This window comes from Komagataeibacter xylinus, assembly GCF_004302915.1.
GTDB classification, from domain to species: domain Bacteria; phylum Pseudomonadota; class Alphaproteobacteria; order Acetobacterales; family Acetobacteraceae; genus Komagataeibacter; species Komagataeibacter xylinus_C.
The window spans coordinates 1-1,242 of sequence record NZ_QQBI01000097.1 but is presented as its reverse complement, the minus strand read 5'-3'; the positions used below and the strand labels follow the sequence as shown (position 1 = coordinate 1,242).

The window sequence follows — 1,242 nt, the reverse complement described above, 5'->3', positions numbered from 1 at the left end:
GTGACGTGCCCCCCTTTTTGTATCCACTCAAAAGGAGAGTTCCCGTTTTTTATGGCTTGGGGTTGGTGGGATGACAAGTGTCTCGGGGGCATGCCCCCCGAGACACTTGTCTGGCGACCTGATCCGGTGTCCTGCCATCCAATTGGGAATGGGGACGCACCGTGTTGTAGTCTTCCCGCCAGTCAGCCAGAACCTGTCGGGCATGGCTGAGGGAGGTGAACAGCGTTTCGTTGAGGCATTCATCCCTCAGCCGGCCGTTGAAACTTTCGACAAAGCCGTTCTGCTGCGGTTTCCCGGGGGCGATATAGTGCCATTCAACCTTCATCTCATCTGCCCATTTCAGGATGGCATGGGATGTGAACTCCGTACCGTTGTCGCTGACAATCATGAGGGGTTTGCCATATCGTTCTACCAGAGCCGTCAGTTCCCGCGCCACCCGTCCACCTGATAATGACGTGTCGGCAACCAATGCCAGGTTCTTGCGACTGAAATCGTCGATAACAGCTAGAATGCGGAACCGGCGGCCACAGATCAGGGCATCCGAGACAAAATCCAGGCTCCAGCGCTGCCCGGGTTCCTGAGGGATGGTCATGGGAGAACGCGTCCCCAGCGCCCTCTTGCGGCCACCCCGATGGCGGACTTTCAGCCCTTCCTCCTTGTAAAGGCGGAACAGCTTCTTGTGATTGGGGCTAAACCCTTCCCGCGCCAGAAGATAACCCAGGCGGCGATAGCCAAAGCGGCGTCTCTGGCTCGCCAGATCCCGCAGGCGCTGGCGCAGGGCGGCATCATCTGCCCGGGTGGAAATATACCGCGCAACACGCCTGGCAAGACCAACAAGGGCACAGGCGCGACGCTCACTCAGTGCCAGAGCCTTTTGAAGGTGTAGGACCGCCTGCCGCTTTGCGACAGGCGTCACCACTTTTTTCCAACAATTTCCTTCAACGCCGCATTATCCAGCATCGCATCCGCCAGGAGACGCTTCAGACGACTGTTTTCATCTTCCAATGCCTTCAGCCGTTTGGCCTCAGATACCTCAAGGCCACCATAGCGGGTCTTCCATTTGTAAAACGTCGCATCACTGATCCCGTGTTTGCGGCAAAGATCAGAGACCTTGAGCCCAGCCTCCTGTTCTTTCAGCACCCCTATGATCTGCTCTTCCGTAAAACGACTGCGTTTCATTCGTCCGTATCCTTCTCGATCGGACTCTACTTTAAAATGGGCACATTTTCGGGGGGCACGTCA

1 protein-coding gene is annotated in these 1,242 nt (G+C 56.7%); it reads right to left on the bottom strand.

The window, feature by feature from the left end; genetic code table 11:
- Positions 1-49: 49 nt before the first annotated feature.
- A protein-coding gene (locus DV027_RS17300; protein ID WP_110507497.1) for an IS3 family transposase occupies positions 50-1,179 on the bottom strand; the annotation gives its coding sequence in 2 pieces (ribosomal slippage) (positions 50-927 and positions 927-1,179; 1,131 coding nt in all).
- Between the last annotated feature and the right edge of the window lie 63 nt (positions 1,180-1,242).